Annotated in this window: 16 protein-coding genes; 7 read left to right on the top strand and 9 right to left on the bottom strand. The window is 41.4% G+C overall.

Annotation, left to right across the window (positions count from 1 at the left end):
- Window positions 1-90 precede the first annotated feature (90 nt).
- Together QNI22_RS33785 and QNI22_RS33780 are read right to left on the bottom strand one after the other, a co-directional pair.
- Window positions 91-225, bottom strand: coding sequence for a hypothetical protein (locus QNI22_RS33785; protein ID WP_314518015.1), 135 nt, complete (start codon window positions 223-225; stop codon window positions 91-93).
- A gap of 71 nt (window positions 226-296) precedes the next feature.
- Window positions 297-587 carry a hypothetical protein gene (locus QNI22_RS33780; RefSeq protein ID WP_314518013.1) on the bottom strand — a complete coding sequence of 97 codons (291 nt, stop codon included), beginning with the start codon at window positions 585-587 and terminating at the stop codon, window positions 297-299.
- 347 nt (window positions 588-934) lie between these two features.
- On the opposite strand from QNI22_RS33780, the gene QNI22_RS33775 reads away from it, so the two are divergent.
- The 4 genes from QNI22_RS33775 to QNI22_RS33760 all read left to right on the top strand — a co-directional run bounded on the left by QNI22_RS33775 (window position 935) and on the right by QNI22_RS33760 (window position 8255).
- Complete coding sequence (locus tag QNI22_RS33775) at window positions 935-1186, top strand: hypothetical protein (RefSeq protein ID WP_314518011.1); 252 nt, start codon at window positions 935-937, stop codon at window positions 1184-1186.
- 731 nt (window positions 1187-1917) lie between these two features.
- The gene (locus tag QNI22_RS33770; protein ID WP_313980414.1) at window positions 1918-2769 is read left to right on the top strand and encodes an AraC family transcriptional regulator; all 852 of its coding nucleotides are present in this window, start codon (window positions 1918-1920) and stop codon (window positions 2767-2769) included.
- Window positions 2770-3451: 682 nt separating this feature from the next.
- Entirely contained in the window at window positions 3452-6658 is a 3207-nt protein-coding gene (locus QNI22_RS33765) for a SusC/RagA family TonB-linked outer membrane protein (RefSeq protein ID WP_314518009.1), read from the top strand.
- Between the two features lie 43 nt (window positions 6659-6701).
- The gene (locus tag QNI22_RS33760; protein WP_419836259.1) at window positions 6702-8255 is read left to right on the top strand and encodes a SusD/RagB family nutrient-binding outer membrane lipoprotein; all 1554 of its coding nucleotides are present in this window, start codon (window positions 6702-6704) and stop codon (window positions 8253-8255) included.
- 181 nt (window positions 8256-8436) lie between these two features.
- On the opposite strand, the gene QNI22_RS33755 is transcribed toward QNI22_RS33760, so the two are convergent.
- Together QNI22_RS33755 and QNI22_RS33750 are read right to left on the bottom strand one after the other, a co-directional pair.
- Window positions 8437-8904, bottom strand: coding sequence for a VOC family protein (locus tag QNI22_RS33755; protein ID WP_314518008.1), 468 nt, complete (start codon window positions 8902-8904; stop codon window positions 8437-8439).
- Window positions 8905-9204: 300 nt separating this feature from the next.
- A complete protein-coding gene (locus tag QNI22_RS33750; RefSeq protein ID WP_314518007.1) occupies window positions 9205-10170 on the bottom strand; it encodes a helix-turn-helix transcriptional regulator in 966 nt (321 codons plus the stop codon).
- Between the two features lie 96 nt (window positions 10171-10266).
- Between QNI22_RS33750 and QNI22_RS33745 the strand changes: the two genes are divergently transcribed.
- Complete coding sequence (locus QNI22_RS33745) at window positions 10267-11418, top strand: FAD-dependent oxidoreductase (RefSeq protein ID WP_314518005.1); 1152 nt, start codon at window positions 10267-10269, stop codon at window positions 11416-11418.
- 80 nt (window positions 11419-11498) lie between these two features.
- Here the strand turns inward: QNI22_RS33745 and QNI22_RS33740 are convergent, their stop codons facing one another.
- Window positions 11499-11741 (bottom strand): hypothetical protein, encoded by a 243-nt coding sequence (locus QNI22_RS33740; protein ID WP_314518003.1) that lies wholly within the window; start codon window positions 11739-11741, stop codon window positions 11499-11501.
- A gap of 235 nt (window positions 11742-11976) precedes the next feature.
- Here QNI22_RS33740 and QNI22_RS33735 point away from each other — a divergent pair, with 235 nt between their 5' ends.
- Complete coding sequence (locus QNI22_RS33735; protein ID WP_314518002.1) at window positions 11977-12663, top strand: DUF421 domain-containing protein; 687 nt, start codon at window positions 11977-11979, stop codon at window positions 12661-12663.
- Between the two features lie 144 nt (window positions 12664-12807).
- Here the strand turns inward: QNI22_RS33735 and QNI22_RS33730 are convergent, their stop codons facing one another.
- The 4 genes from QNI22_RS33730 to QNI22_RS33715 form a co-directional block, all read right to left on the bottom strand.
- Window positions 12808-15192: a family 78 glycoside hydrolase catalytic domain gene (locus QNI22_RS33730; protein ID WP_314517999.1), complete on the bottom strand. Its 2385-nt coding sequence runs from the start codon at window positions 15190-15192 to the stop codon at window positions 12808-12810.
- A gap of 185 nt (window positions 15193-15377) precedes the next feature.
- Window positions 15378-16985 carry a RagB/SusD family nutrient uptake outer membrane protein gene (locus QNI22_RS33725; protein WP_314517997.1) on the bottom strand — a complete coding sequence of 536 codons (1608 nt, stop codon included), beginning with the start codon at window positions 16983-16985 and terminating at the stop codon, window positions 15378-15380.
- A gap of 44 nt (window positions 16986-17029) precedes the next feature.
- Window positions 17030-20188 carry a SusC/RagA family TonB-linked outer membrane protein gene (locus QNI22_RS33720; RefSeq protein ID WP_314517994.1) on the bottom strand — a complete coding sequence of 1053 codons (3159 nt, stop codon included), beginning with the start codon at window positions 20186-20188 and terminating at the stop codon, window positions 17030-17032.
- A gap of 640 nt (window positions 20189-20828) precedes the next feature.
- A complete protein-coding gene (locus QNI22_RS33715; protein ID WP_314517993.1) occupies window positions 20829-21374 on the bottom strand; it encodes an RNA polymerase sigma-70 factor in 546 nt (181 codons plus the stop codon).
- 913 nt (window positions 21375-22287) lie between these two features.
- Between QNI22_RS33715 and QNI22_RS33710 the strand changes: the two genes are divergently transcribed.
- Window positions 22288-26307: a hybrid sensor histidine kinase/response regulator transcription factor gene (locus tag QNI22_RS33710; RefSeq protein WP_314517989.1), complete on the top strand. Its 4020-nt coding sequence runs from the start codon at window positions 22288-22290 to the stop codon at window positions 26305-26307.
- Window positions 26308-26355: the final 48 nt, after the last annotated feature.

The raw sequence follows: 26355 nt of genomic DNA, 5'->3' as shown, positions 1-26355 counted from the left end.
AGGCAACACCACTCTCTTTGTGACATTTATTATCCCTTCTCAATGAGATCCTTTATTCAGAATTCGGGATGACTCATGTTTGACTATAAACTAGTCCTCAAGCAGGAACATAATTTTTGTTTGCCATTTGGCAGGACCAGGTTCAAAGTCAGGATCAATCAGATAAAACTCAGTGCGGCCACCCCATTGGGTAATGCCTTGAGATGACAGTAGTTTCTCTTTCAAACCTCTTTGCCTGATCCAATTTTGCAAAGCAATATGCCCCTGCATCATGTCTTTGAAGTCTCCCGAGTAAATTAGGCTTGCATACCTCCCTTCAGGAAAGCTACCAAGTGGATATGGGAATTACCTTCAATGGGTATATCAATAGTAAAGCCAACCTCACATTCAAGCTCATTATTCTCATTGATTGACTTGTATAAGAAAAAGTCAGGACCACTTGGTTTAATCTTGTTATTGTTCATCCATTGTCTGACTTCTGGAATCAAAGGGGGAAGAACTTGGGGAATCTCATGCATGTGCACAGTCTTTGCAATGGCTAGATAATACCGTAGTGTCTGGTGTTCGATCTTAGGTTCTGAAAGCATATAATGGGTTGGTGTTTGGCAAGTTTACGTAATCAGAAAGTAACCTAACGGGCGTACCTATGGCAAAATAAGTGGTGGATTACGACATGACTTCTGTAAGGGTGAATTATATAAGTTGAAAAAATCAGTTACACAAACAAGTGGATAGGTGTGAGATTATCGAATTGGATTGTATACTGTTTTCATTCTCCCAACGCTCCTCTTGTAGTAATGCGATTTTACATTACCTTTCTTTACCAACATGTACGATCTCTATCAGGGAGTCATAAATTTTTGACCTATTGCATGTTTAAATTATATAAAGGAATATTGTAAGAAACTCACTATATAACTATCACCACACAAAAATGGCAAGTAAAAAACCAAATGAAATGAGCAATGAAGAACTGCTCAAAAATGAGAAAACCTTGAAGCTAGTCATCACTATGGGGATTGTTGCAGCTGTTTTGATGCTGGCAGCTGGCATATGGCTCACCATAGCAAAACAAAAATTTAGTGCTCTGACAGCCGTTCCAATGTCAATGGGAGTGATTGTGATAGTGAATGCTAATAGCTTAAAAACAATACAAAAGGAGAAAAAGTCCAGAGGCTTATTGTAAAGGCTTAGAAAATCAGTCATTTATATTGATTTAACTATTGCGTTAGTGAATAGATTGACTGGTATTCGAATAGTTGCCAAGTTTGACCATACTACCAGTCACTGACAAAAGCGACTGGTATTCGAATATTTTTTCAACCTGACCAGAATTCCAGTCAAAGTTGAAAGCGACCGGAAGTATGGTCAAAAACAAAAGTGAACAGAGTTCCAGTCATTTTGTAAAGTGATTCTAAGTATGGTCAATTGCTTTGCTAAACAGTTGCTTGATCACTCAGCCATCAATTGTCATTTTGACCATACTTTAGATATTTTTACTGAGTGAACACAATTACTGTCATTCTTCTTCAGTGACCATAACTATGGGCTTGGAGGGAAAAGATAGGTGGGTTTTACTAATTTACAGAATCTAAAACTTCTTCATCTAAAGCGAGTATATTAGCTGGCCAGACCAAAGAACAACAGTATTGGCTGCAATGATATTTTAGCAAAGGAAAGCTTGGACGGAAACTCTATTTTCAGTGGGTAGATAGTTTATCTATGATAAATTCTTCAATAAAAAATCTTTATTGGTTTAATAGCTTATGAATGAGGGTTCGAATTGTTGGCAACTTAGCTTATTATCGTAACAGACTAATCGCTAACCTAATGCTCCTATTTTCATTTTTCTTGCCATTAGTTGAACTATTCTAGCAAAATAGACCAGAGTATGACATATTCTGTTAAATTGAAGACATGAATTTGTCGTTTCGGCTAATCACCCCACAAGCTAATCGTTCCTATAGCTTTCGCAGAGAGTTATTGGGTTTTACTACGCTCTGGCATTACCATCCGGAGCTGGAGCTGGTGTATTTTATGAAAGGGAAGGTGAATGCGCTGGTTGGTGATACATTCCGTGACTTTGCAGAAGGGGATCTGGTGTTACTGGGTTCCAACTTTCCACATATATTCAAAGAACAACCAGAATATCAGGCAGCTAACCCTACGGTAAATCCGTATGGCCTAATGCTTCAGTTTCAGGAAAATTTTCTCGGAAAAGAGTTTCTCGAAAAGCCTGAAACTATCAGATTGCGCCATCTGTTTGAGCGTGCCCGTCGTGGACTGTTATTTAAACCCAATGTGGTAGAGTCGTTACAACCTGTATTGGAAACACTGCATACCCAGGGAGAAACGCGCCAGTTGCTGATGTTGCTGGATATTCTCTTCACCATGGCTGAAACTCAGGACTATGATTACCTAACCAATCAGGATTACTTTTTTCATATCAACGACGATGACGAGCATAGGCTGGCTCGTGTACGGCAGTATGTATATGAAAACTTTAAGTCCAAGATTACGGTAGCTAAAGTAGCTTCTATTGCCAATATGAGTGAAACAGCCTTTTGTCGTTACTTTAAAAGTCGTACCTCCAAAAACTTTACCCGTTTTCTGAATGAAGTCCGGGTTGCATATGCCTGTAAGGTTCTGCACAAACCCGATACTACAGTTTCAGATGCCTGCTTTCGGTCGGGCTTTAATAGCCTTTCCTACTTCAACCGGCAATTTAAAGCTATTATGCAAGTTTCACCTCAGCGATATCTACGCTAAGTCAACCAGATAGTTAATTAAGTTAGTAATTGAATAGTAATCCTTAGCTGCAAGTAATGAGTATACATAATTGAAAATATAAATATTAAAAGAAAAAGTAATATTCAGTAAGGGGAGAGTATATAGTAGATCCAGATTGTCAATGAGTTAAAAATAAATAGGTATGTGTATAAACAGGCATTACTAAATCAGCAGCAGATTGTTATTTTCTTTGATTCGTCTTTATTTCTGTTCCATCTTCACTTTGAAAAATGTATATAGTTATTGTCTTAACAGTAGTAATTCGTCTTGAAAGCATGTTTAAATTCTATTCCCTGAGGTAAAAAATAGGTAAGGAGTCTATTAGTAAAAACTGTTCGCTTGACTCTTCCAGCAAGGCTTTCTTTTGTTTAATGAAAATTGTGTTGTAAAGACACCTTTTGTGCATTTCTATTTTTTGGGAAGAAGCTACTGAATTGAAGCATCCCGTTGACAACCATACAAGCAAAAGTTTTACACTTTTCAAATCGTACTATTTACTTATCAGCAATTTACATCTGTAATCCAACATCTGACAAGTAGCCTAAGATCCTGTAGAAGACTTACCTGGATCTGCTACCTGTGATTAGTGGGTTCGCTAGGCTTTTGCCTGAAAGTATCTAGATAATAATTCACTTTCACACCTTTTAAAGCAAAATCTTTTATGAAAAAACAATTACCAGATGGCTTGCCATCCATTTTGCTATCAACTAATGCCAGGTTGCTGGTGTTAAGCATACTTATCTTCTTTGTATGCTCTACAAGAATACTCGCTCAAAATACCCCCATTAGGGGAAAAGTACTGGAAGGTACCAGTAAGGAACCCCTGATAGGAGCCAGCGTAACTGTTAAAGGCGAAAGAATAGGAACAATTACAGATGCCAAAGGGGAATTTAGTTTGTCTGTACCTCCCAATGCTATACTTGAAATTTCTTCAATTGGCTATGTAACTCAAAGCGTGACTGTAGGTAACCAGACAATGCTTACAATTACTCTGGCTGAAGATTTAACCAATCTGGGTGAGGTGGTAGTTACAGCATTAGGTATCAAGAAAGAACAGAAAAAACTGGGCTATGCAACTTCCACAGTTTCAGCCGAACAAATCAGCGAGAATCGGTCTCCTAACTTTATCAATACACTTTCCGGCAAAATTGCCGGAGTAAATATTTCATCGCTGGGTACAGGTCCTGGTGGTACAGCTAAAGTCCGGATTCGGGGGCAATCCTCTATTGGTGGACAGAACGGACCACTGATCGTAGTGAACGGAGTTCCCATCAACAATACCAACTTCGGCTCTAATCAGGGGAATAGTGGAGCCGACAACTCCATCGCCAGTCGCATTGCTACCAATACATCAGATGGTGGAGATGGATTATCCAGTATCAATCCCGATGATATCGAAACGATGACTGTGTTGAAAGGAGCAACCGCGGCTGCGCTGTATGGATCACGAGCCAAAGATGGGGTGATAATGATTACCACCAAGTCCAAAGGTGAGAAAAAGGGAATTGGTCTTTCGTATAATCTCAACTATACCAATGACACTCCGCTAGACTTTACTGACTATCAATACGAGTATGGACAAGGAGAAAATGGTGTTCGACCCACCACAGCTAACCCTACATCCGGACAATGGTCGTTCGGTGAAAAGTTTGCCCCAGGCATGACTCAGGTTTTATTTAACAACATTACTGTACCATATGTCCCTGTACGCAACCGCATTCGTGATTTTTATCGGAACGGACAGAATATCTCACATACTGTTGCCTTATCAAGCAATGGTGAGAAAGGTGGACTGAACTTGTCCATTGCCAATATTGATAACAAGGGCATTGTACCTAACCACTCGTTTAACCGGAAGATAATAAATCTGGGTTTTTCCTATAATCTGACCCCTAAGCTGAGCTTTGCAGGTAATATTAACTACTCAAATGAGAAAACCAGAAATGCACCTAATATTTCACAGCAAGACCTGACGATTCCAACTTCCCTGATGAATCTTGCCAATTCCATGCCATTGGATTTGCTAGAGGCTAACAAGTTTAATGCCGATGGAAATGAAACCGTATACTCACGGTTTACCAATCGGACTAATCCATATTTTACTTTGTCCGAACGCTTTCAGAATGTGATACGTGACCGGATATTTGGCAATGTTTCTGTTAAATACAACATTCTGTCCTGGTTGTCTGTACAGGCTCGTGTAGGACAAGATTATTGGTCACGCGATCAGGATTACAACACGCCCACAGGTACCGCGTTCCTATCTCCTGCACCAGCAGGATTTGTCAATGGTAACTATGTACAGGAAACCCGCCGGTTCCGTGAAATCAACAAAGACATCCTGATTTCTGCTTCTAAAACATTTGGAAAATTTGGTATAGATCTTAATGTTGGTGGAAATCAGCTGTATGTACGTCAGGATTACAACTCTGTATATGTACAGGATTTTGTTGTGCGGGGACTGTATACTGTCATGAACAGCCGTCAGAAAGAACCCCTTTACGTTCTGACAGAACGAGCTGTTAATTCTCTTTACGGATCAGGTGAGTTTTCGTTTAAGAATTTTTTGTTTTTAAACGTGACTGCACGTAATGACTGGTTCTCTACTCTTTCCCCAGCCAATCGAAGCATTCTCTATCCATCCGTTTCACTGAGTTATGTATTGTCTGACTCGTTTGATGGTTTACCACAATGGGTCAATTTTGTCAAACTCAGAGCCGCTTATGCTCAGGTAGGTAGTGACACTGATGTACCTGCTTACTCAAACAACTTATTTTATAACATCAACCCTGCCTTGTTTGCCAATCCTTCAGGCTCTATGCAGCCAGTGGGAACCATATCTGGTAACACAGTTCCTAATCCCAATCTGAAACCCATGCGTGTAGACGAGAAAGAAGCGGGTTTTGAGGTAAAGTTGTTTAACAACCGTGTCAACATCGACTTTGCGATATATAAAAAGGTAACTACTGACCAGATTGTGACAGCTCAGGTTTCAGATGCCTCCGGTTATATAAATACATTGGTAAACAGTGGTCAAAGCCAGAATGTAGGTCAGGAAATGTTAGTTAATCTGGTCCCTGTTCAGTCATCTACTTTCAAATGGGATATTACCTTCAATGCTTCTCACAACAAAACTAAAGTATTGAGTTTGCTTACTGACAAACCCGGTGAAAGAATTACGGTAGGAACAGGTTTCTTTGGAGGAGAATTGCGTCAGGTTGTAGGCCAGGAAATGGGCCAGATCTATTCCTTCGGTTTTAGACGTGATGAACAAGGGCGACAGGTATTTGGTTCCAGCGGACTTCCTCTCCGAACTACTGACTTGATCAGTTTTGGCAGTGCATTACCTGAATGGGTAGGGGGTATCACCAATAGTTTTAATTACAAAGGTATTGCACTCTCTTTTCTGATTGATTTTAAGTTGGGTAATACCATAATTTCCAACACCAATATGAATGCCTATCGCCATGGATTGCATAAAGCCACACTGGTAGGAAGAGACGGTGGGGTAGTAGGAGTAGGAGTAAACGAAAAAGGAGAGACAAATACAGCAAAAGCCAATGCACAGGATTACTATTCCATTCTTCGTACACAATCCATTTTGGAATGGGTAGTATACAATGGAGGCTTCTGGAAATTACGTCAGCTTACTGTAGGATACGATTTTTCAAAATTCTTACCCAAAAATTCACCCATTTCTGGAGTTAAGCTAAGTTTTGTAGCTAATAATGTACTTATGCTGAAAAAATGGATAGACAATATTGATCCTGAATCGTTTGGCAATTCATCTGATAACCTTTCCGGTATTGAAATGACAGGTTTGCCTACTACCCGTAGTCTGGGATTTAACCTCAATGTTAAATTCTGATTCGTTCACTCAAGTATTTTTAACCTGCTTAAAAATCAAAACAATGCATACTCAATTTATAAAGATATCCAAAATTCCAGGTATGGTACGGGTACTTTCAGTTCTTATACTGTCTGTCCTGACACTTGTTTCATGTGAGAATGGTTTTGACCAACTCAATATCAATAAGACGAATCCAACAGCCATCAATCCGGTGTTTAGTCTTAACAATGCGGTAATTAATTCTTCCTTCAATCAGTCATCTATACTTTACGAAATGGGTATTGTCCAGCAACTGGTCACACCCAATTCTGGGTTTGTAACAGGAGCTAACTTTAATCAGGACAACCGGGACCAGACGAATGGAAACTGGGTTAAGTTTTTCCAATCGGCTATTAGACACACTCAGGATGTTTTGAACCAAAAGGCAACCTTGGAAAACCGTCCAAACCTGATTCAGATGGCCCGCATCCTGCAAGCCTACAATTTTATGGTACTTACAGATACCTATGGGGATATTCCTTATTCTGAGGCAGGCAAAGGTTATTCAGAACTGATACTTTATCCCAAGTATGACACACAACAATCTATTTATACAGATATCATCAAAGAGTTAAATGAAGCCTCAACAGCACTGGATGCTAGCAAACCCATCGAATCGGCGGATGTATTGTATGGGGGAAATGTGACTCAGTGGAAAAAATTCGCTAACTCCTTACTTTTACGGGCTGGTATGCGATTAGTGAAGGCCGATGCAGCACTGGCAATGCAAACTGCCGTAAAGGCGATTGAGGGAGGTCTCATTGATGCAAATGCAGATAATGCAATCATCCGGCATGATGCTAACTATACAAATCCTATTGGTGTTACACTTAATAGTACTGAGGCTGCAAACCTGTATCTGACTGCTCCGTTTGTCAATCAGTTGAAAAGCACCAATGACCCTCGCCTGAGAGCCATTGCCGTGCGCTATGTGGGAGCTAAATCCGGACCCGAACAGAAAGCGGCCATTGCCTCTACAGATCCTTCTGTTCAGGTAGGCATGCCAATGGGTTACGATAATGCTACCATTGGTACTAAAGTAACAGAACTGAATTTAGCTAGTTTTTATGATTTTAGTCAGGTTGACAGAACACGGATGGCCAAGATATTGGCTCCTACTTTTTTGGTAACGGCTTCACAAACCCAACTTCTACTGGCTGAAGCTGTACAAAGAGGCTGGACTACGGGTGATGTAGCTGAGCTATACAACAAAGGGGTAAGATTGCATATGGAACAGATGGCTTTGTTTGATGCGAATTCCGCAGTTACTACTCAACAGGCAGATGCATACCTGAACGCCAATCCGTTTGATGCTAGCAAAGCCCTCGAACAGATCAATACACAATACTGGATCAGTTCGTTTTTGAACGGCCCAGAGACCTGGGCAAATTTTCGCCGAAGTGGCTTTCCTGCGTTGACTCCTAATCCGTATCCAGGAAAAACAATCAAAGGGAATTTCATCAATCGGCTGACTTATCCAAATTCTGAAATCTCTGTCAATAAAACCAATGTTGATGCAGCCATTTCACGACAGGGAGCCGATGATCTGGATTCTAAAGTGTGGTGGGATAAATAATTTTGTTTTTACAGACCAGACACTAGTTATAACCAGAAATAGAGAACTGACAATCAGTCAATTGTTTCTGGATTATAACTAGTACTTTTCATACTATTCTTTAGTAAGGGTTTGTTTTGTGGAATTCCGGTAAAGTATGTGGGAACACCCTGGGTATTGTTCTTACATGGTATGTAATCTCTTATTTTAATCTGGATGCCAGCTCAATAAGGTTACCGTAAGGATCAGCAAAAAAAGCCAGGCGTTTACTAATGGTAGGAAAATCGAACGGTTCACCGAGCACATTTACCCCTCTTCGACGCAACTCAGCAACCGTTTGGTCAATGTTGAGTACTTCAAGACAAAAGTGATGGTAACCAGCAGGTTGTAAGCTTTCATTCAAGTCAGTATAGTCGGGCTGTGGTAAGGGTTGCCCTCCGCCAAGTATTTCTACACAAAAGTTATCGTCGTTTGGCGGTGCGAGAAATGCCAGTTGTAAGTCTCCAAATGGCCATTCCTGTATAAGACGAAAGTCTAGCTTTTCCTGATACCATTTAACTATACCTGCATAATCTGCTGCACGTAGAGCGACATGTCCTCCTCTCATTGTACTAAATTCACTAGCTTCATTCCTTAAAGGATGCTGGATTGTGATGTTTGTCTCTTCCATGATGTTGTTTTTTGTATGATTAAAGTTATATTGTCCGTTCCATGCACCTTGATCAATAGAAAAGCATCTACAGTGATTTTGAAGGATTTGTGATGATTCTGGAAAAATAGCCTATGAGTAGCCGCAATGTTGATCTCAATGGCATTTGAAATGGACTCGATGATACAAAATTGACGTATCTCAAAAAGAGAACCTATCTGCTTGTGTGTGAACTGTTGAAAATCCAAGATCTGACTACACAAATTATCCCTTAACAGTGCATCAGAAAGGGTCTGTAAAATAGGTGAATTTGGCAAATTCTTATTGTTCGCTGGAATACCTTTTGGGTTTGATGCCTATATATTCTTCGAAAACTCTTGAAAAATGACTAAGATTGGTAAATCCTAACAGGTAACCTACCTCAGAAACACTTAGCCGTTTTTCTTTAAGCAATCTGGCAGCTTCCTGCATTCGTACTGATTGGTAATAGTCGAAGACCCCTTTTCCAAAAGTTTGTTTGAAAAGCTTTCTCAGTTTGGGCTGACTCATACCTGCTTCCCTTGCTAGAGTTGCAATATGTGGAGGTTCATTCAGATGGGATTGTAAATGAGTTTTAACAGCATAAATAGCTTTAATATCTTCAATATGCATAACACTTGTAGATACAGCCTCACGTTGCATCAGTATCGCAAAGATATAGCATAACAATTCTTCACATTTCAACTTGTAGTAACAACTTTCAAGAGCTTCCGGAACGGATTGGTGCAACATATCACTGGTGGTATGTATGATCTGGGAGGATAGGCTGGTTTCATAAACGAAGTTGTCTTTGGCTTCCAAAACACTGGCTACTACCGGATGATCTAGTTGTTCAAAAAGCTGATTCAGGTATTGTCGGGAAACCCGGATTGTTACACTTCCAAATAGGGTGTTCGAAGGCATAGTCATAACGGCAGCAACACCCTGCCTGCAGATTAGGATATTTGCTTGTTCGGTTGATAAGTGTTCGTCAGACTGTATGAGTGAGGGAAAAACACCACTCAGTAAAAAAACAACATTTTCTTGTCCTTCAGCGAATTCATTTGTCCGTTCAATCAAAATATCCTCTTTCAGGTGATAATTGCGGATCATGACACTCATATCATTTCCCCACGAAAAGCCGGTGATATAACCTGACCCTTTACTTTCCGGAATGTATATAAAACGTCCGCTGATAGTTGCCCCAATAGCTTTGGCAAATTGCAGTGCGATGCCTGATCCTTGCTTATCAATAACTGATATTTTCATTTACGACTATTTTAGTAGCAAATACGGCTATTTTAATCCTAAAGATATACAGAATTTTGTGAGCAGTTAAAAATTACTTATTCAGAAAACAAAGAAATGCTGTTAGAAAATAAACAAGTAGCCATCATCGGCGGTGGTCCTGGTGGCTTGACGCTCGCAAGACTTTTACAGTTGAAAGGAGTAAATGTAAAAGTGTATGAAAGAGATCTTACCAAAGATGTACGGGTGCAAGGTGCCACCCTGGATCTGCATTATGATTCAGGATTGAACGCGATAGCGAAAGCAGGGTTATTAGAAGCGTTCAAACATGCTTACCGACCTGGTGCTGAAAAAGGGCGTGTAGTTGATCAGTATGCCAACATAGTTTATGACGAACATACTAAGGACTCAAATCAAGGTTTCGGTAATGAATTGTTCAGACCGGAAATTGACCGGGGAGATTTACGAGATATTTTGTTAGCTTCTCTCAAACCTGATACAGTTGTCTGGAACAGTTATTTAGTGGCTCTATCACAAAGTGGTAACGGTTGGAAACTGGAATTCAAAAACGGATCAATGGCTGTTGCTGATATTGTAATTGGAGCAGATGGGGCTAATTCTAAAGTTCGTTCCGTTATTACATCTGTTAAGCCTTTTTATGCAGGTATTACAATTTTTCAGGGAAATGTGGAAGATGCAGGAACAAAAGCCCCCACTATAGACAGATTACTGAAGGGTGGAAAAATCTATGTGCACAGTGGCGGAAAGTATTTACATATATCTTCAAAAGGGGATGGAAGCATTGATTTTTATATGAGCAGTCAACTAGACGAAAACTGGGTGAAAAACAGTGGAATCGATTTTACAGACAGATCCCAACTGATGGTATGGTGCCAGAAAGTGCTTGCCGGATGGGCAGATGTATGGTTCGAACTGTTCGAAAATGTAAGCTTGCCACTACTAATCCGTCCACAATATTGTGTCCCATTGGATCAGACCTGGGAAGCACACTCAACTATAACTCTGCTGGGAGATGCAGCCCACATCATGCCACCTTCTGGTGAGGGTGTAAATTTAGCTATGCTGGATGCTTTGGAATTAAGCGAATGTCTTACTACAGGAAACTTTAATAATGTACAATCTGCTATTGCTGCCTATGAAAAACAGATGCAGAGAAGAGGTCTGGCAGAGGCTCAAGCATCACTAGAGATGGTACAATGGATGCATGGTGAAGGTGCAATGGAGAAAATGGTCCAGCTATTTGGCTGAATACCGAATGAATAAGCGTATAGTCTTTATAATACGTTTTTGAAGATGTCAATGGTAGATGGCGAACGAGAACTGAAAATCTAACGGATTAGTAACCTGTATTCTGCTTCAGAATTCTGCTTCAGATTAGGATTCACAGTCAGATTTGATGAGAGAATAGGAGACAGGCTATGATAGTCAGCAACTCCCGTTCCGTCTTTTACTCCACCTTTCCATAGCCATAACATAGCTATTGGCAGTAAACATGTTGAAGCGAATAAGATTAGTTCTGCGATGTACTTCCCAGTTAGTTTCTCCAGCTCTTCCTCTGATGATAAAATCAATAGCAGAACTTAAAAGATTTTTATAGTATAACCTTTTCCAAAAAATGTCTGCTTATTCCCCAAAATATAAAGTATTGACTCTGTGTTTTGTGGAAAGTGGGTAGGCTGAATTTTATAACCGATTCAAAACATATTCACTTTTGCAGAATTACTCAGGTACATCTTTTTATCCAAAAGGTGAGGGCATATATCATTAAAGCCTTTAATAGATAATTTTATAAAGTTTTCAAATACTATGCAGAACGAATGGGCAGAAGTTTTTATAAAAGATTTAGATTGGACAATCGTAGTACAAATAATAGTGAGAACATTTATTATGTTCTTGTTGGTAATCACTTTTTTGCGTTTGTCTGGTAAGAAAGGAATTCGTCAGTTATCCCTTTTTGAGGTAGCAATTATTATCTCGCTGGGGTCTGCTGCGGGCGATCCTATGTTTAGTAAAGATGCAGCTATTCTCCCTTCGCTGATTGTAATTATAACCGTATTGGTATTTTATCGGGTTATTATCTGGCTCACAAGCAAAAGTGAAAAAATAGAGAGTATGCTGGAAGGTGATCCTATCTACATTATTGAAGACGGAGAATTTATACTGACCGATGACAAAGATGCCCAATATGCCAAAGATGAATTTTTTGCGGAGATGCGTCAGCAGAATATTGAGCATCTGGGACAAATCAAAACGGCTATTCTGGAAACCAATGGGACTATTAGCTTTTTCTATTACCCGGAAGAAGAGGTTAGATATGGATTACCTGTCATGCCTAAACTGTACATACAAAAAGTACGGACTATACCAAACAATAAACCTTATGCTTGTTCCTATTGTGGCCGTGTTATAGAAGCCATACATTCAGTAGAGGCCTGTACCAAATGCCATAAGTCAGAGTGGGTTGCGGCTATCAACACCCTCCGGATTACTTAAGCAGCACGTTTGCATCTTATCAGAAAATTGAGGTGTTTTAGCTGAAGTCTCTTCTATTTTCCTGATGAATGAGTTATACCTCAATAGGTAAACTATTCACAATACAAAAGATAAATATACAGTCTTTTTACTTTCTCTGGCACTCTAGTCTCCATTCAACTGGATTTTTTGTGTCCCTCCTTTTAATATCATTGTTTTAGAATGCCAGATCAGTACTCCTTCAATTCCTTGGGGTAAGGTTATTTGTCCTTTGATCGTTTTGCCCTTTTTTTCGAGATGAAGAGCAATCTTGCCTGCAGGATGAGGTATACTTGCCTGAATCCATTGCAGATTGCCAAAGTTAGGAGCTATTTGTACCCGCTTAAATCCTGGTTGCTGAGGCTCTATGCCGCATACAGTAGCTAGAAGATCATAGGTAGGGCTGGCACTCCATCCATGGCAGTCCGATCGGGTAGGCTCTGGGCGTTCTGCAAAAGTGGTCAGGCCTAAATCTATCATATGATACCATGGGGTAAGTAGTCGGAGGTATTCGTTACCCAGGCCAGCTTTTTTAAAGGCTTGAATCAAATAAAAGCGGTAATAGAGAGTACACTGAATGATGCTGGTGTCTTTTTCTATTTGAAGTAGTACCTTCTTTTCATCTTTTTGGGGAATAGTGCCTGTTAGTACTGCTAATGCATTTACATGCTGGCTAAACGCTGCTTTTTCAGGCGTATCCGCCATCATTCCTTTTGTCTGATCCCAACATGTTTTATAGGTAGTGATTCGTATCTTTTCCTCGAGTTGCTCAAGTCTTTTTGCTTCTTCAACCTTACTAAAAGCATAATACAAATCCCTTGCTTTTTGTAAGGCGTAGACATATTGCAAGGTTAAAATTGCAGAGTTCCCTTCCAATGCTCCGGCAGGTATACCACTTATATTTTCATCTCCTTTCCAGGGCCACTCTTTAGGCCAGTCCACAAAGTTCCAGTAGGGCATTTGAGTTAGAATGTGTTGCTGGTTTACATACTTGCTATGCCATTGTATAATTTCATTGACTGCTGGTAAAAAACGCTTTACAAAATCCGGATCACTGCCTAGCATCCAGTAATCATGCAGCATAGCAATCCAGAAAAGAGAAAATGGAGGAATAATCTGTTTCTTACCAGAAGGGTAGCGGCTTTGGGTCAGCCCTTCCGGAATACGTGACTGATCAAACTGCTCAAGCGCATTTTTCATCAGTCTGTCATCTCCTGAAACATACAATGAAATTAGTGCCTGAATACGGGTATCCCCAATATATTGCATTTGCTCATAGTAGGGACAATCCATATAGGTTTCAAATGCACATAAGCGGCTTGTACGCCAACCCACCTCCCAAATGGCATGTAAGTTGGTATCACTGGAAGCAAATCTTGCTTTTTCAATGAATGGATAGGCTGTAAAACGGCTGTTATACGTATGAATGGTTAATGGAAACTGAGCATTTTCTATCTTGAGTTCTACATACCGAAAAGTGCGGTAATACAATGGGCAGAAAAGTCTTTTGTCTCCTCCATCTAGTATAAATACATCCTTGTCTCCCTTGCTATGTTTACCTTCAGTTTTATTGCGATTTCCTTTTCCTCCATTTGTATCGGCATACAATGCTTCCGAATAGGTAACAGTTATTGTACACCCTTTTCCTCCACTTACCACTAACTGCGGATAGGCTGTTGTCAATACACCCTGATCAATCAGAAGTGTACCTTTTTGTTGGGAAGATAGATATAATGGATGATCACCTCTTAAAAATCTGTCGTCCACTGCTATTCCCTCGGCTCTTCTGATATGAGCAAAGGTCTGTTGTTTTTCTTCCATAAATGGAATGTTACGTGGCAACAACTGCCTTTCTGATGCGTTGGCGTGATGAACAGGAATGGCTTTTTCAGAAATGGCTTTTTCTGTTTCAATCGCATACATCCATGTATCATCGGCATAGTCTGGATCTTGCCAGCCCCACGGATATTTTTCAGCTGTAATCTGATCAAATGGTCCGGTAATATGTAATGTACTGATAAGGGGGCTATAGGCTTGGTTCTTAATTACTTTCCAGGTCGTGTCCGTATTGATAATCGAGGCTGCTCCAATACCTTCTACCCACAAGCCTGTCTGCAATGACAGTTGTGCCCATGCCATTCCTTCTCCCTGATTCCATACCTGAATGGCAATACTATTGCTGCCTTTATGAAGATACGAGGCAATATCCAATGTATCATACCTCCAATGTGTGAGGTCAGACCGTTGGGGACCGGAAAGTACAGATACTCCATTTATATACAGCAGATAACGGTTATCCGCTGAAATCCGGATGGCAAATGCCTCCGGTTTCGATGCTAACTCTAGTCTTTTCCTGAAATGATAAACGCCATAGGTGGTCAAAGAAACCTTGGGAGGGGCAATCCAACTGGCTTTAAAATGTATTTCGTTTTTGGGAAGAGGAGATATTTCCTGTGCAAAGAGAGCACAACTATATAACAGGGTTACTATAAATGCTATATTTTTATTCATAAGTCGGTAAACTACACAAAGTATGGTAAAGTACTTTATTGAAATAGTATAATAAAGGAGTTAGGAAAGGATCAAACTCATATATCCTATCAGTAGTAGTGGGTATGTACACTTTTGTCCATGTAAAAAACAAAAGGATATGCAACTGATACAAGACCAGCTACATACCCTTTAACCCCCTTTTCTTAATTCCAATCGTCCGCAATGTCACTTGCGACAGCCGAATTAGTTAATTTCTCAGCTTCGGGAATTGGTAACAGTAAGTACTTGTCTGTTAATGGTTGTGAGCCAATAGCTGCCTGTTTTTCAGGATTGATAGTCTGTTTGGCAATACCCCAGCGATTCAAATCAAACCAGCGGGATTGTTCACCACATAGTTCCAGTTGTCTTTCACGCATCAGCAGCTTCATCGCTTCGGTTTGGTTACCCAGTTGTGTATAAGGGAAAGCATTCACACGAGCACGCACCTGGTTGATCAGTTGTAGTCCCGCTTCCATATTGGATTGCTGGATGTAGGACTCTGCCAGTAACAACAGTACATCAGCAAAGCGAATTACCTGAGAATTGATATTACTTTGTGGACCTCCAAACTGTTCTACCACCTCATAATTTTCATACTTACGCCACCGATATCCTGCTGCTTCAAACGGGTAGGGGAATGGTCCGCCATTGGGCGAGTTGGCTGCATAGGAAGGCAGTGGAGTTATCTTGCTGGCAGGACATGTCTGACAGAAATCTGTATCGCCACCACTGGCAGCATCTCCATAAAAAGTCAATTTTGCCCGAGGATCTGTATAGGATTCTCCCTCTTCGTCCAAATAGGTAAACGCCTGCACGGCAGCGTTGGAAATAAATACATTTCGCCAATCGTTCCATCCATACTCTTGTGCACGACCTGAGTGGGTGGCAAGTCCACCCCATGCTTCCTGTCCACCAAAATAATAGGTTTGTTGTCCGGTAGCAGCATCTACCCATTTATGAGGTATATCAAAAACCGTTTCGGGACTCGTACCATTGCTTTCAGAAAACTGATTGTCAAAATTCGGATTTAACGCATACGCAAAAGGCGCCTTGGTAAGTTTTTCCAGCTCAGTAGAAGCAAGAGCATATTTTTTCTGATACAGATAGGCCTTGCCAAGCAAGGCAATGGCAGCGCCTTGTGTGGCACGACCTAGGTCTGCACTGGCATACGTTAAAGGCAAACCTTCAATAGCTGCCTTCAGGTCTGCTTCCACAACTTCCCAACCCTCGGCAATCGTGGCTCGCGGAGCCGCATAAGCTGTTGAACTAAAGTAATCTGGTCTGAGTGGTACTCGTCCCCATAATGCAACTAGCTGAAACTCGGCAAACCCTTTCAGAAAGTGAGCTTCCGCGAGGTACTGATTCTTTTTAGTTATCTCTTCTGGAAGCTCTGGCGACCATTGTCCGGCTTTGTCAATTACCAGATTGGCGCGGTAGATCATGCGGTAGAGTGACCCCCACAAGCTAGTTATCTGTTGTTGGGTAGTACCATAGCTATAATCGTGCAACTGTAGTAAGTCCCCTAATAATGGGGCATCGCGCTCGGCATCGTTACCTAGTAAATCAAATAGAAAATACCAGTCACGGGAATACATGCCCTGATGCAGGAATACAGAATAGGTTGCAATAACAGCTTCGTTGAATTGAGTAGCTGTTTTAAAATAGGTAGCATCACTATAGGCATTTTGATTTTTTATATCAAGCGCATCATTTGAGCAGCTACTAGCCAGTAAAAGTCCAGCTGCTAGCAGGAATAATGTTATTTTTTTCATAGGTGAAAAGTCAAAGCAGATTAATCGAATTGGAAGTACACTCATTAGAAACCGAGTCGCAAACCTACCAGGAATGTACGCGGCTGAGGATATTGCCCCTGATCGATGCCACGTGCAAACAGGAACGATTGTCCGCTGACTTCAGGATCATATCCACTGTATTTGGTTATGGTAAAAAGGTTTTGAGCTGTTACATACATGCGTATACTGGAGACCGCACTACCCATCCATCGATGCAATACAGCAGATGGTATCCCATATCCCAGTGTTACGTTCCGCACCCGCAGGTAAGAGCCATCTTCTACAAAGCGGTTTGAAGGGCGTAGGTTCAGATTGCTGTTAGCATTCTGACCGGCTCTGGGTATGGATGTAATATCTCCTTCTTTGCGCCAGCGATCCAATACAGCTGTGCTGGAGTTAAAAGGACGCGTAGTGCCTTCGGTCCAATAACGGAGTGCATTCACAGTCTGTACTCCGCCAATGCCCTGTAAAGAAACCATCAGGTCAAAGGAATGATACGACAGGTTTACATTTGCTCCATAGTTCCATTTCGGAATAGGACTTCCCAGAAATGTCTGATCTTTTTCATTTACCACTCCATCATTATTCAGATCTTGGAAGATGATATCGCCTGGTTTGAGATTAGCCTGGTAGACAGTGCTTTTTCCACCTGAACGCTCCTGTGCCAGTTTATTGTAGGCATCAACATCAGCCTGGCTGATAGCTACATGATCTGTCTTGTACCCATAAAAGGCTCCTATCGGATGACCAGGCTCTGTACGGGTCATAGCAGACACACCAGCATAGCCACCCCCAGTGATTGGTACAGCATTCTGAGTGCCGAGTGTAGTTACCTGGTTTTTGTTATAGGCTCCATTTGCACTAATACTAAACTGAAGCGGACCTACTTGTCCATTGTAGGTAGCACTTACCTCCAGGCCACGGTTATATGCTGAGGCGGCATTGGTGAGAATAGCAGTCGGAATGTACCCGGTACCTCCTACACCTGTAGAAGGAGGAATATTTACATTCACCAGCAAGCCATCATTCTGCCGATTATAATAATCCACGGTCAGATTCAATCGATCTTCCCACAAGCCAAGATCTATTCCTATGTCGGTTTGTGTAGTTTCTTCCCAGCCTAAATTAGGATTGGAGGCAGCGCCAATAGTTGCACCTCTTACATAAATTTTGTCAGGTCCCAGAGAATAGACAATGTTATTGGCGACACCTTTAAAGACTAGTGGCTCATACGAAAATGGTGGAATACTGGCATTGCCTGTTTTGCCCCAACTAGCCCGAAGCTTCAAGGATGACACGGAAGTAAGACCACTCATAAACGGTTCCTCATTGACCTTCCAGCCTAAGCCTACAGAGGGGAAATTGCCAAAACGCTTGCTGGGCCCAAACACAGAGACTCCATCCCTACGCAAGGTAAAAGAAAAAAGATATCGATCACGGAAAGAATAATTGACACGCCCGAAATAAGATATCAGAGCCGAAGTGGCTGCTCCTGCGGCTGTTCCTCCGGCAGGATTCAGGTTTGCTTTACTTACCACACCAATCTGGGTAATATCGTAGTTATTAAACCCACTTCCCGCCAGGCTAACCGAGCGGGCTGCGCCAGGATCGCGATACGAATTTCCTAGTGTAGCAGATACAGTATGTTTACCCCAGTGCTTGTTATAGCTCAAAATATTTTCCAGTAATGGAAACAGACTCCATCCATACCCTTCAATAATCCCATCTGGATTGGTTAGATTACCGTTCTTATTGGCCTGGATGAAATCATACCCACTGCCATATCCAATATTGAGCGATGCCTGAGATCGAAACTTTAATCCGTTCAAAATGTCTATTTCTCCAAAGAACTGAGCATAATTGAGCCAGCTACGATCCTTTTTATCACGTAGAAATACATTTGTTAATGGATTGAAAGAGTCGTTAAGGTCATTGATGGTCGTTACTCTTGAATACCCTCCGAGATTGGTTGGATCATAAACAGGCGCATAGGGCGGCATACGCAAGGCAGCTGTGAAGTCTGGAGTAGTGCCAGTGCGTAATGAATAACGCATATTCAGGCTTTGTCCCAAACGGATATGCTTTCCGATAGTTTCTTCCAGATTTACTAGTAGATTCAGTCGCTTGAAGTTATACCCCACTTCAATACTCTCCTGATTGGTGTATCCTGCCGCTATGGTGTACAATACTTTATCTGTTCCTCCAGACAAACTCAGGTGATGCTCCTGTAATTTAGCTGTCCGAAAAATAACATCCTGCCAGTCCGTACGGTCTATGAGCACATCTGGTGTATTCAGTTTCTCCGGAATTTTTGTGTTTTGTGCAGCAGCGATATCTTTTACCAGATCTATGTATTGACTTGCATTGAGTAGATCCAGTTTTTTCCAGGCCTGAGAAATGCCATAATAGCCATCATAAGAAATTCGTAGAGAGCCACTTTTAGCTCGTTTGGTTGTTACCTGAACCACCCCATTGGCTCCCTGTGCTCCATATATAGCCACAGAGGAAGCATCCTTAAGAACAGTAATACTCTCAATATCATAAGGACTCAATGAGTTGAATGTTCCGGCATCACTCTGAATACCATCAATAACATATAGAGGGGCAACACTCGAAAAAGAACCAGTACCTCTGATAACAATGTTGGTACCTGATCCTGGTACACCACTATTATTCACAACCTGGACACCAGCAATTTTTCCCTGAATCAGCTGGTTCACAGTACTCACATTTACCTCTCCAAATTCTTTGCGGCCTGCTACAGCAACAGAGCCAACCAGATCTTTCTTTTGCTGGGTGCCATAACCCACAACTACTACCTGTTCAAGCGTCTGGATATCAGGCTCTAGTTGTATGTCAATAATGGAAAGCTTATCTGTAGTTCTTTCCTGGGACAGGTATCCAACAAAGCTGAATATCAATGTAGCTCCTTCCGGTACTGAAAGCTGGTACTTGCCATCTTTGTCGGTAGTAGTGCCATTGGTAGTTCCTTTAATGAGTACACTAACTCCTGGCATCGGAGCGTCATCTTCTGAACGAACAGTACCCGAAACAGGGATATCTGCTTTTAGTTTTACTTCAACATTTGCTAAAGATGGGAAGTAGGTGGGCAATGCATAGCCAGATGAGGTATAGCAGATTGCAAATACCAACTGGCTAAAAATGAGTATTCTTTTTTTCATTCTTGTTAAATAGATAAAGTGGTAAACAAACTGCACTCTTTAACAATGAATGGTTGGCTCACCGAGTAAGCTTTTCTTCCATAGTAAGAAAGTACTCAGTGGAAAAGCAATAGGCTTATTCTTTACAGAAAGGAAAGTTGGATAAATCAGAATTTGAGAATATACGTGGTACTAAAAAGCATGAGTGGATTCAATCTGTATCAAACCTATAGTTTGTGTCAAAACCATGGATTGTATTAGAACCATAGGTAGACAGAAAGCAGGATGATAAAAACCAAAACACCTATCAGTACAAATTCCATTGCCCAAAGCCAGCTAAACCTTCCTGTGGGGAGTCGCCAAAGCATTCGTTTTTTAAACAGTGACATACTTGAACAGTTCTGATGTATGGTTTTTAATCGATTATAGGTACTTGTTTTAGAAGCACTTCCTGAAAGAGTATTTCTTTGATATGGTCAAAAGTAGCTGGAAAGGCTACTTTTGTATGGGACGCCATTTGCAAAGTATCGTACTCAGTTTGCAATTGTATGTTTTTCGCTCTAAACATAGAAGTGGGAGTGGAGTTTTTGACAGATAAGACAATTCCTGGGAGCTAATCCCCATAGCCCATTCTACTATTTCGTATCGAGCTATAGTAGTTCTACATAAAACAGTGATTTTTAAGCTTACTGCGAAGCCGGGATAGAGCACGTGTAATCAGCGCTTCTACTGACTTTGAAGTAATCTCCAGTTCTGTGGCAATCTCTTCAAGGCTTTTACCTTCTACTCGTTTGAGGACATATGCCCGGCGGCATTGTGCAGGAAGCTGCTCTACCACCTGTTCTACATGTGCATATAGTTCATTGAAGTGCAATGTTTCAAAGGGATTGTAGGCAGAAGTTACTGCCTGCATATTGATGCCATCCAGTGGAGCTGTACGATTTACATTCCATTTGAGGTAATTGTAAGCACGATGCCGTACAGACTTGTAGAGGTAGGCACGATATGAATACGTAATTTGCTCAAATGTTCTGTTTTGTATAAAAACAGCGAACACTTCAGCGACTATATCTTCCGCCACCTCTCTGGAGTGTACAAACCGCAAGGCATGATTACACAGGTTGGCGTAGTATCTTCGAAACAAAAGCTCACAACCCTTCTTTGTATTTTGGGCAAAAGCTGACCGAATTAAACATTCATCTTTCATAAGCAAGCCTCCTCCCCAGATGTACAACATTCAAATAGCAACAAACAAGTTAAAGAGGAGACAGCTTTAAACATGAGTTCCATGTCGTTAAACAATGTATGGAAAGCTGTCAAAAGAGATCTCTTCTGACCAGAGATAGGGCAGATGCCATACAGGTAATAAGGAGACACATTCCGAGAATACTGATATAATACATAGCTTGGTAAGGGATAGCCAAGAGAATATACCAAATAGCTAAAAAAAAGTAGTCTTTTTTTCATTCCTGTTAGATAAATAAAGTGGTAAAAAATATCACTCTTTAACATTGAACGGTTAGCCCACCAAGTGAACCTTTCTGATTATAGCAAGAAAGAATCACTGGCCTAACAGCAACAGGCGTCTTTTCTACAGAAAGGAAAGATAAGAGCGACGGAAATACTAACAGAATAGGATGAGAAAGCATAGGGAAAATCAACCAAGTCTGAAACCATGGATTGTATTAGAACCATAGGTAGACAGAAAGCAGGATGATAAAAACCAAAACACCTATCAGTACAAATTCCATTGCCCAAAGCCAGCTAAACCTTCCTGTGGGGAGTCGCCAAAGCATTCGTTTTTTAAACAGTGACATACTTGAACAGTTCTGATGTATGGTTTTTAATCGATTATAGGTACTTGTTTTAGAAGCACTTCCTGAAAGAGTATTTCTTTGATATGGTCAAAAGTAGCTGGAAAGGCTACTTTTGTATGGGACGCCATTTGCAAAGTATCGTACTCAGTTTGCAATTATCTGTTTTTTTAGTTAAACAAGTGCTATCAGATTAGGTTAATTCGGTTGTTGTTCCTACTTTGGACTTACCACTTTAAAAGGGAAATTCCATTGAGAACGATCAGTTTTTTGTGGCGCACCACACTTCCTCTTTTGACTTTTGTCATGTACATTTTAGGGACGATCCTGTCAGATGGACAGTCCGTTTCTACACGTCCTATTTCTTTCGAACATCTGGGTACCGGTCAGGGAATGTCTCAAAGTACAGTTCATGCCCTTTATCAGGACTCGGACGGTTTTATCTGGATTGCCACCCGGGATGGCCTTAACCGGTATGACGGAAGGACCTTTCAATTGTATCACCGACAGCCAAGACAACCTGGAAGCCTTCAAAGCAGTGATGTAACAGCACTGGGAGGAGGAAAAAACGGTCAACTCTGGCTTGGTACCATCAATGGAGGGTTGCATCGGCTCAATGTTGATGGAAAAACATTTACTCATTATGCTAAAACATCATCTGGTATAGATGTAAGTCATTGGTCTATTAACTGCCTGGCCGAAGATGATCGTCAACGAATCTGGGCTGGAACAACAGATTATGGATGGTTAGTAGTAGATACCCGAACCGGACAGGTAAGTCAGTATCGATTGGACACTTCTTCTGTTGGAAATGCGTCAATCCTTTCTGTCCTGACAGACAAGGACCATTCGTTATGGTTTGGGATGGGAAATGGAATTCTGGCTCATCTGCCCAAGGGCCAGAATCGATGGGAAGTTTTTCATATGCCTGCTGAGTCACACTCCAGAACAGATTTTAATATAAAAGCCTTGTTACGTGACTATCGTGGAAATCTATGGATAGGTACTAAAAACAGAGGCCTGTATCGCTTTATAGAAGAAAGTGGTCAATTTATAAAAGTATTTGACGAGCCGGGTGTATTTGAGAAAGGTAATTTTATAAGATGCCTCGCTGAAGATGCTCAACATTCTATCTGGGCCGGAACGGATGATGGGATCCGTATATTACCCAATGGCAATCCAACAAACTGGATTGGCCTTTATCCTGATCCGGCTGACGAACATAGTCTAAGCAGCCATGCTATTCAATGTCTTCTTACCGACCAGTTAGGCAATGTGTGGGCTGGCACCTGGGAGGGAGGACTAAATGTCCGGTATGCTGAACCCAACAGGTTTGAGATCATAAAGCCCAATCTGGTTGGTACCCAAAGGTTGCTTGCTTCTAAAGTTTCAGCACTGACTACAGATTTACAAGGGGATTTGTGGATAGGATCTGTGCGAGGTATTTTACGGTTTTCGGATGATAGTCAATCTATGGTTACTGTGTCTGCACCATCTGCCTTTAACACACAGGATGTATATACTCTCTTTACAGACTATCAGGGTGATGTGTATGCCAGCTATTGGAACGGAGGAGTAGTACGATACAAAAGAGATGGAACGATCAGAGTCATCCCTGTTTCTGAACAGGCTGCACGACATGTACTCTGTTTTGCCCAAAGAAGAAACGGTAAAATCTGGATGGTGCGCAATGACCTGAAGCTGTATGTATATGATCCACTTACCGAAAAAATGGAACAGGTGGTAAATCTTTTCAACCTGTTTAAGTTGAAACAAAACATGACTATTACCTGCTTACTGGAGGATAAGCAAGGATGGCTGTGGTTTGGCACTTATACCTATGGGCTGGTGGGATGGAATCCTCAGAGTGGTCAGATAACTCATTATCAGGCCAAAGCTAAAGCCGGTAGTCTAAGTGATGACCACATTACCTGCCTTTACCAGGATAAATCAGGCAAACTCTGGATGGGAACAAATGGAGGAGGATTGAATTGTCTTCTTTCTACTAATGGCAAGTTTCGTTTGTTTACGAGCCAACAAGGGTTGTCAGGTGATGTAGTCAACAGCATCACAGAAGACCAACTGGGAAATTTATGGATAGGCACCACTCGTGGACTTACCCGCCTGACAATAGAAAATGAACACATGGTTGTATTTAATGAAGAAGATGGACTACCCTCTGCTGAATTTACGAACCTGGCTTGTACCCGTATGCCTACAGGTGAGGTGGCTTTCGGAACCACACAAGGCCTACTCATTGTACATCCTGAACGGTTTACTGAAGTTCCGCCGTCGTCCAAGGCGTACCTGGACGAATTAAAACTGTTCAACAGACCAGTGGGTATTGGTGCTTCTGGTGATCCCTTACAAAAAGCACTCTCACAAACCAGTCAACTAGTGCTGACTCCTCAACAAAGCGTATTTACCCTCACATTCGGTGCCTTGAGTTATGGTCGTAATAGACACATCCGGTTTGCCTACCGACTGGACAACTTTGATCCGGACTGGAATTATTTGGAAAACCAGGAAAATGCAACCTATACCAATCTTCCTCCAGGGCAATATGTGTTTCGACTAAAAGCTGCACAAAGTGGTCAGCCTTGGGGACCTGAAAAGCAACTGGAGGTGATTATTCAACCACCATGGTTCAAAACCGGTTGGGCGGTGGCTCTATATTTGACTATTTTATTAATAATTCTTGGACTCATTCGTCATATTGTGCGCATTCGTGAAAAACTCAAAGCAGACATTCGTATCCAGGAGCTAAAGGCAGATAGTATTCGTCAACTAGATCAGGTCAGAACCAGCTTTTTTACCAATATTTCACATGAACTAAGGACTCCGCTCACACTGATTATTACTCCTCTGGAAAAGCTGCTGACAGAAGAATTACCTTCTCCTGAACGGCTGCAACACCAGTTTCGTCTGATGAACCGGCATGCAAACCGTCTGCTTCGGTTAATCAGTCAGCTTCTGGATCTTTCCAAAATTGAAAGTGGCTCTCTCAGACCACAAATAAGTCAGGGCGACATGTATCAGCATCTGGAAAATAGTATTCGTTCCTTTGAGCAATTGGCCGAGTCCAAACAGGTTCAACTAAAATTACAAATTGACCCTACCCTCCGTCAGGCCTGGTATGATGCGGATATTACAGAAAAGATCATCTTCAATCTGCTTTCCAACGCCCTAAAATTTGTTCCGGAAAGTGGTCTGGTCACAGTAGAAGCCTCCATTCGGGAAAACAAATTGCAACTGGTGGTTAGTGATACTGGAGCTGGAATTGCTCCTGATGAACTACCCCGAATCTTTGAACGGTTTTATCAGGGAAAAGCACCTAATCCATTAGGTACAGGAGTAGGCTTGGCGCTGACGAGAGAATTAACAGAGTTATTGGGAGGGACTATATTTGCTTTCAGTACACAAGGTATAGGCAGCCAGTTTGTTGTTACACTCCCTATTGTTAGTACCGATTTTCCATCGGAGTGGATAGCGTCTTTTCCAGATGTACCTCTCAATCAGACCACTCACCAACTAACCCCGTCAATAGAAAGTTTGACTGGTACCAATTCTCAATCCATTCTTTTGATTGCAGAGGATGATCCTGATCTGCGTAGCTATCTGGCCGATTGTTTTACAGACTCTTATATTGTGCTGCAAGCTTCTGATGGACAACAGGCACTGGAACTGACATTACAACATTTACCTGATCTGGTTATTACAGATTGGATGATGCCTGGGCTGGAAGGCCCCGAACTATGTCAACTCCTAAAGGCAGATGAAAAAACCAGTCACATTCCGCTGGTAGTACTAACAGCAAGAGCCAGCCAGGCTCATCAGCTATCAGGGGTTAATGCAGGTGCGGATGATTACATAACCAAACCCTTTACTGCCGCTTTGTTAAAAAGTAGGGTTCATAATCTAATTGAAAACCGTCATCGTCTACGCAGGGCATTCAGTCAGGAGGTTTGGTTACGCCCTAGTAACGTGAAGGTAACCTCATTAGATGAAGTGTTTCTCCAGCGGGCTACTGCTTTGATAGAGGAACATATAGATGAGCCCAATTTTGATGCAGAACAGTTGCAGGAAGGATTAAATATGAGTCAGATGCAGCTTTACCGAAAGCTAAAAAGTCTGACAGATTTATCTGCTCGTGACTTTATCCGGTACATTCGCATTCAGCGAGCCGCTCAACTACTAAAAGCCAGTCAGTTCACAGTTTCAGAAGTGGCCTATCAGGTTGGATTCAATGACCCAGGCTATTTTGGGCGCTGCTTTAAAAAACAATTTGGAAAAACACCTAATGAATATGCAAGTGAAAAAGTATAATGGCAACAAGCTACAGACTAAGTTCTTATGTCTGAGAGCTTGTTTTTG

Origin of the sequence: Xanthocytophaga agilis (genome assembly GCF_030068605.1) — a bacterium.
GTDB classification, from domain to species: Bacteria; Bacteroidota; Bacteroidia; order Cytophagales; family 172606-1; genus Xanthocytophaga; species Xanthocytophaga agilis.
This window is presented reverse-complemented; position numbering and strand designations above follow the sequence as displayed.